Consider the following 6,448-nt stretch of genomic DNA (forward strand, 5'->3'; position numbering starts at 1 on the left):
CTCGGACAGGCCGGCGGTCGGGACCGGCAGGTGCCGCCGGCCGCCGCTCACCCCCGAGGCCTGGCAGACGACGAGGCGTATCGGCGTCCGATCGCCGTCGGGGAGCGACCTAGTGGAGTGCTAGACGGTGATTCCAGCGGCGCGGGCCAGTACGTCGGCGGTTCGTGATCCCGCCGCGACCGCGTGACCGGCGGTGCTGGGCAGGCAGCGCGCATGCTCGGGGACGAACTCGGTCATGATGACGCCGGCGTGGTCCGTCGCGACCTCGTCGAGCGACACCGGCCAGCCCCGTTCCTCAAGAGCCGTGCGCAGCTCGCGTGAACGTTCGACGTCCACCACCGGATCCGCGGTGCCGTGCACCAGCCACACCGGGATCGGCGTCAACGTCCTTCCGCCCAGGCGGACGTCGTCGATCGGGACGGTGCCGGTGGTCGGCGCGGGCGAGCCGTACGCACCGGCGATCCCGACCACGGCCGGCGGCCTCCAACCGCCGAGACCGGCGGGGTCCGCGGCGACGCCCATCGCGGCTTTGCCCCCGAGTGACCAACCGGCGAGCACGATCCGCTCGGGATCCCCGCCGAAATCAGCCAGCCTCTGCCGCGCGAACACGGCCGACTGCCTCAGGTGCGCTCGCCCGCCGTCCGGAGCATCCGGACGCCAGTCCGGCACCAGGACGACGACGCCCCGCTCCGCCGCCGCGCGGGCGATCGGGGCGAGGACGTCTCGCTCGTCCGGGCCCCGGCCGTGCCAGAGCAACACCGCGGGCACGGACGTCGACCTGTCGGCAGGCCCGTAGACATCGATGAGCTTGCCGCCGGCCCCGTACTCGAGCCCTGCCCTGACAACGACTTCCGCGGCCATCGCGACACCCCCGAGCTGTCCCTTACGAACAAGATCACGTTACCAACACCAGACGGTCGGCTCGGCCGCTGCTCAAGCCACCGCGGATCCAGAGGCCCCCGCCGTACCTGCCCTACGCCGCGCCATCGCCCGATGCCTCGGGGCGCGGCGGAAGCCAGCCGCGGGTGGCCGCCTGGACGCCGGCCTGGAAGCGGGTGTCGGCGTCGAGCTCCTCCAGCATGCGGGTGATGCGCCGGCGGGCGGTGTGCACGTGCACGCCGAGGCGCCGCGCGATGGTTTCGTCCTTCAGGCCGGAGGCGAGCAGCGCCAGCAGTTCGCGTTGGTTCGAGGTGGGGGGACCTTCCGGGCCGCCCGGGCTGCCGAGCGGGGTGGCGCGCTCCCACAGGGATTCGAACAGCGGCAGGGCGGCGCGGCGCAGCAGGCAGTCGCCGAACACCAGGGCCGCCGCGCCGCCTGCTTCGTCCCGGCCGGGCGGCGGGGGCAGCAGGCACATGCGACGGTCCACGAGGACGAGGCCCGTGGACAGGCGCTGTGCTGTTCGGGCCTGGAGACCGAGGCCGGCGAGGGTGATCAGGTCCTGCGCCCGGTCGGGAAAGTCCGTACCACGCCGGTCGGTGACGATCCGTACGGCGACGCCCCGCGCCAGCAGACGGCGGATGCAGTCCGCGACCGTCTCCTGGGCCCTTCCCGGCGTTCCGGTCGCGCGGTCGAGGATCAGTACCTCCGTCTCGGCGGCTTCGAGCATGGTGTCGAGGCGGGTCCCGGCCGCTTCGGTATCGATGAGGATCTCGACACGGGCCAGGGGTTCAGGGGCTAACGCAGGTGGCGCCGGAAGCTCGCGGGCCAGTCGGTCCGCGTAGGTCCGCAGGGACTTCAGCTCCGCCGACTCCTGGTGGAGGAGTGCTTGACGGCGCTGGATGAGTACGCGCAGGGCGGCCGCCGGGTCGGTGGGCGCGGGGAGCGTTGTGCCGCTGTCCTCGGGAGTCCGGGCCGGGGTCCGGTCGTGCGGGTCGGTTTCGATCATGCCGGGATTCTGGCTGCCTTCGCAGAGCCTCACATCTGTGCATGGCCACTTCTGAGGGGGCCTCGGCTCTGGTCGCACAGCAGCTGCGGCGCTTGTATGGCGGCGACTCACAGCAACGTCACAGGCACTCATGGTTGAGGAGACGCTTTGCCCGAGTTCAGTGCAGGTTCGCCGGTTCCGACCCCGTCCGCACGACAAATATGGCGGAAACCACTTCGATCAGCCGGAGGATTAGCGGTTCTGCTGGCCGCCGCCATGACCCTGCAGGCCCCGTCGGCGTGGGCCACCGGCCCCGGCCCCTCGAACGTCGTCCCCGGCCAGGACACCGCCACCCCGGTCCTCGTCGAGGGCATACGGGAGTCCGTGGACGCCAAGGCCACCCCGGCCGACGCGGCGCTGGGACACCTCGCGGCGAACAGGAGCCGCTACAGGATTCCCCGCGCGGGCACCGACCTCGTCCCCCTGTCGGCGACGTCCACCGGACCCCAGAACGAGACGGTCCGGCTGCAGCAGAGGCATCGCGGTGTCGACGTCCTGGGCGGCCAGTACGTCGTGCGCATGCAGACGCAGCACGGCAAGCGGGTCGTCACCGGCACGTCGGGGCACTACTTCACGGACCTGAGCACCGACGTCACTCCCCGGGTCTCCGAGGACGTCGCGGTCCGCCGCGCGGTGGCCGCCACGGCCCGCCGGCTCGGGGCGGCACTCGACAAGGAGCAGGCACCGCGCTCCGAGCCGGGTGACGTGGCAGCCACCGGCATGACGGGCGAGGCCAAGGGGCTCGTCGTCCTGCCCCGTGGGGACGGCGTCCTCGCCTACCGCGTCACGGTGCGCGGGACCGCGCCCGGCACCGGGGCGCCCGTCGTGGACGAGGTGTACGTGGACGCCCGGTCGGGCTACCCGGCGCTCCAGTACAGCGCGCTGAGGACGATGACGGCCCCGGGGGCCCGGACAGCCGGTGAGGCCGCCGACGGGACGACGGCGCTCGACCAGCCTGCCGCTCCCCCGAACCTCGTCCCCGAGCGCGGATCCGGTGCCCGGCTGGGCGGCACGACCGCCTCCCTGGACATCGCCTACGACCCGGCGGCCGGCACCTACCTGCTCGCGGACCCGAGCCGTATGCGCGCCACCAGCAAGAGCCTCCTGGGCACATGGGACGCCCGAGGGAAGTCCGTGTCGGAGACCTCGGGGACGTGGCCCTCCGGCATCACGATGTTCTCCTCCCCGAACACCGCCTTCGGAGCCGCGGCAACGGAGTCGGGCGCTGTGGACGCCCACTGGAACGCGGGCCAGGTCTACGACTTCTACAAGAAGAACCTCGGGCGCGACAGCCTCGACGGGAACGGCGGCGCCGTCAACTCCCTGGTCGGCGTGACGTACCACGGCCTGCCCTACGCCAACGCGTTCTGGGACGGCACCAAGATGGTCTACGGCATCGGCGACTCCGAGTTCAAGCCGATGTCGGCCGACACGGACGTCGTCGGCCACGAGATGACCCACGGGGTCGTCGAGCACACGGCGAACCTGGTCTACGCGGGCCAGCCCGGCGCCCTGAACGAAGCCCTGGCCGACTACTTCGGCAACGCGATCGACGTCACCGCGAGCGGGACGCCGATGAACGACCCCGCCGCCGGCCTGATCGGCGAGAACCTGTGCCGCACGAAGGCCCCGGCCGACTGCGCCCTGCGGGACCTCAACGACGGGGCCACGACGTCGAAGAGCTTCCTGGGGGTGTCGTTCGCCACCGACAACGGCGGCGTGCACCTGAACTCGACCATCTTCTCCGGTGCGCTGTGGGACATGCGCGAGGACCTCGGCGGAACCCTGGCCGACAAGATCGTGTACAAGGCCGTCACCGAGTACATGACGCCGCTCGACGGGTTCACCGAGGCCCGGGACGCGGTGCTTGCCGCGGCCAGGGAGCTGGGCGCGACCGCCGGGCAGCAGAACGTCGTCAAGCGCTCGTTCAACGCCCACGGCATCGTCCCGGGCTGGGAGCAGGCACTCGGCGTCGACTCCGACGCCCTCTTCGGCACGCTGAACACCACCGACTCCGGGGTGGGCGCGGGCGGAGGCTGGTGGACGGCGTCGAAGTCCGACGACGACGGCTCCGAGCCCTACTCCGTCTACGCCGGCCGCCTGGACGGCAGCGGCGCCCCGAAGGTGATCAGCCCGAACGACGGCCGCTACCACACCTCCCCGGCCACCGACGGCAGGACCGTGGTGTGGACGGCGTACGGCCCGACCTCGGTGGACGTCCTCTCCCGTCCCGTGGCGGGCGGCCCGATCAAGACCCTGTACCGCTCGGTGACCGGCGTCGCGGGCCTGCGGGTGGAGAAGAACACGGTGGTGTTCGAGGAATACGACATCCTTGGCGGCCGACACGTCGGCTATCTGCGGCCCACCGACAAGACCCCGGTCTTCACCGACGGGAAGAAGTGGTCCACCCTGACCGCGCTGCCCTCCATCAGCGACAACCGGATCGCCTACGCGAAGCTGTACCCGCAGGGCGGTTCCTACCGGCTGGGTGTGGAGGTCGTCGATCTCGCCACCGGCGAGGCGTTCATGGCCGAGCAGCTGGACGAGCCGGTGAGCCTGGGGCAGACCGGCATCAACGGCAAGAACGTGTTCTGGCTGTCCGACACGGACGGGAGCGACGGCGGTCTGATGTCGGTCCTCAGCTCCGGCCTGGACGGCCGCGACACCCACATCGTCAGCAGCGAGCGCAAGCCCGGCGCTTTCGTCCCCTCTGACCTGACGGTCTCGCAGGACGCGCTGACCCTCGTGGCGCGGACGCCCGACACCCGGTACCGCAACGAGTCGCTGCCCAAGCTCTGGCAGCTGACCGTCGACGGATCCCGTCGCGAGCGGGTGTCCTGCAACCGCGGCGAACAGAGCTACCCGGCCGCCGGCGCGGGCCGTCAGGTCGCGTGGCTGGACGCGACCACCGGCTCCACCGACCTGGTGACCCGGGAACGGCCTGCCGGCACCTGCTGAACCCACCGGTAGAGGGACGGGGTCGACGGCAGAGCCGGCGGCCCCGTCCGCGTGCCGGGACGTCCGCCGTCCTCCCCGCCCCGACGACGTGCTCCTGGTGCGTCCGGGGTGCGCAGCGCCTCTCCGCCTACGCCAGGGCGGTCGTCCGCCGCTGGCCGTTGGTGAAGTAGGCGACCAGGTCCGGGTCCAGGGGTGGCACCTCGTAGGCCGTGCCGTTCTCGCGGAGCGAGCGGGTCGCCATCACCCCGGCGGCCACGCTCATGCGGGCGGCGACGGGCGAGGTGTCCGTGGCACCGCCTGCGGCGGCGAAGCGGCAGAACTCGTCGATGACGCGTTCGTCGGCACCGCCGTGTCCGCCCAGCGCGTCCGGCACTTTGTGGACGGCGTCGGCGTCGGCGCGGTAGTCGGTCGGCCCGGTGTTCCAGACGCGGACCTCGTCGCCGGGCCGGTCACCGAAGTTCTCCAGCCTGCCCTCGGTCCCGATGACCGTGTAGTTGCGCCAGTAGTCGGGGCTGAAGTGGCACTGCTGGTACGCCGCGACCACGCCGTTGTCCAGGCGCATGTTCATCACGGACACGTCCTCGACGTCCACGATGTGGTGCAGGTTCCTGCGCGCGCTCGGCGGCCACTCGAACTGGCGCAGCCAGCCCTCCGGGCGCGGTGTGCCGGGCTCGCGACGCGGGAGGTCGCCGTAGAGCATGAGGTCTCCCAGGGCGTTGACCCGCCGGGTGTACCCGCCGGCCAGCCAGTGGATCACGTCGATGTCGTGGGCCGCCTTCCGGAGCAGCAGTCCCGTGGTGCGGCGGCGGTCGGCGTGCCAGTCCTTGAAGTAGTAGTCACCGCCGTACGAGACGAAGTGCCGTACCCACACGGTCTTCGGCTCACCGATGTCACCGCGGGCGATGATGTCGCGCATCAGCCGGACGACGCCCATGTGCCGCATGTTGTGCCCGACGTAGAGGCGGCTCCCGGTCTCGTACGCGGTGCGCAGGATCGTGTCGCACTGCTCGACGGTGATGCCCAGGGGTTTCTCCACGTAGGTCGCCCTGCCCGCTCGCAGGGCGTCACGGGCGACGGCCTCGTGCGTGTCGTCGGGGGTGGCGACGATGACGGCGTCGACGGTGTCGTCGTCGAGGAGTGCCAGGTGGTCGCCGAAGGCCTTCGCGCCGGGGAAGCGCTCGGGGACCCCGCTCCGGACCGCCGGGTCGGTGTCGGCGACCGCGGCGACGACCGAGCCGCGCCCCGGACGATGGGCGGCGTCGGCGAGGTTGCGCCGGAGTCCGAGACCGATGACGCCGATGCGCAGGTCGTCGGTCACTTGGCACCGTCCTTGGCGAGGGCCTTCTCGAACTCGCGCCGCGTCGCGTCGCCCGCCGCACGCTGCCAGGCGGGAAGGATCTCCTTCTTGAAGGAGGAGAGCGGCTTGCGGCTGGCCACGAGGTCCGTGAGGGCGCTTTGACATCCTCGCCACCCTAATGGAGGGCGATTCCCGTCTGTCGCGCCGTTGTCGGGCGCGGCTGCGGGTGGGTTCCTGCTTCATCGCGCTGTGCGGGGATGAGTCCCCGT

5 protein-coding genes are annotated in these 6,448 nt (G+C 71.7%); 1 reads left to right on the forward strand and 4 read right to left on the reverse strand.

Features of this window, described 5'->3' with window-relative positions:
* Window positions 1–120: 120 nt before the first annotated feature.
* Window positions 121–861, reverse strand: coding sequence for an alpha/beta hydrolase (locus ACIGXE_RS34720; RefSeq protein WP_399753935.1), 741 nt, complete (start codon window positions 859–861; stop codon window positions 121–123).
* A 112-nt stretch (window positions 862–973) separates the two neighbouring features.
* Window positions 974–1,885 (reverse strand): hypothetical protein, encoded by a 912-nt coding sequence (locus ACIGXE_RS34725; RefSeq protein ID WP_399753938.1) that lies wholly within the window; start codon window positions 1,883–1,885, stop codon window positions 974–976.
* 255 nt (window positions 1,886–2,140) lie between these two features.
* Here ACIGXE_RS34725 and ACIGXE_RS34730 point away from each other — a divergent pair, with 255 nt between their 5' ends.
* Complete coding sequence (locus ACIGXE_RS34730; protein WP_399753940.1) at window positions 2,141–4,882, forward strand: M4 family metallopeptidase; 2,742 nt, start codon at window positions 2,141–2,143, stop codon at window positions 4,880–4,882.
* A 127-nt stretch (window positions 4,883–5,009) separates the two neighbouring features.
* Here ACIGXE_RS34730 and ACIGXE_RS34735 read toward each other — a convergent pair whose 3' ends face one another.
* Both ACIGXE_RS34735 and ACIGXE_RS34740 read right to left on the reverse strand, forming a co-directional pair.
* Complete coding sequence (locus ACIGXE_RS34735; protein ID WP_399753941.1) at window positions 5,010–6,200, reverse strand: Gfo/Idh/MocA family protein; 1,191 nt, start codon at window positions 6,198–6,200, stop codon at window positions 5,010–5,012.
* Window positions 6,197–6,319 (reverse strand): hypothetical protein, encoded by a 123-nt coding sequence (locus tag ACIGXE_RS34740; protein WP_399753943.1) that lies wholly within the window; start codon window positions 6,317–6,319, stop codon window positions 6,197–6,199. Before ACIGXE_RS34740 ends, ACIGXE_RS34735 begins: the two co-directional genes overlap by 4 nt.
* Window positions 6,320–6,448 lie beyond the last annotated feature (129 nt).

The sequence above is a fragment of the Streptomyces sp. NPDC053431 genome, from assembly GCF_044544925.1.
Lineage (GTDB): Bacteria > Actinomycetota > Actinomycetes > Streptomycetales > Streptomycetaceae > Streptomyces.

Bases quoted from the DNA above. Each gene is read 5' to 3' on its own strand.
- ACIGXE_RS34720 (WP_399753935.1), bottom strand. From the start codon at position 861: ATGGCCGCGGAAGTCGTTGTCAGGGCAGGGCTCGAGTACGGGGCCGGC.
- ACIGXE_RS34725 (WP_399753938.1), bottom strand. From the start codon at position 1,885: ATGATCGAAACCGACCCGCACGACCGGACCCCGGCCCGGACTCCCGAG.
- ACIGXE_RS34730 (WP_399753940.1), top strand. From the start codon at position 2,141: ATGACCCTGCAGGCCCCGTCGGCGTGGGCCACCGGCCCCGGCCCCTCG.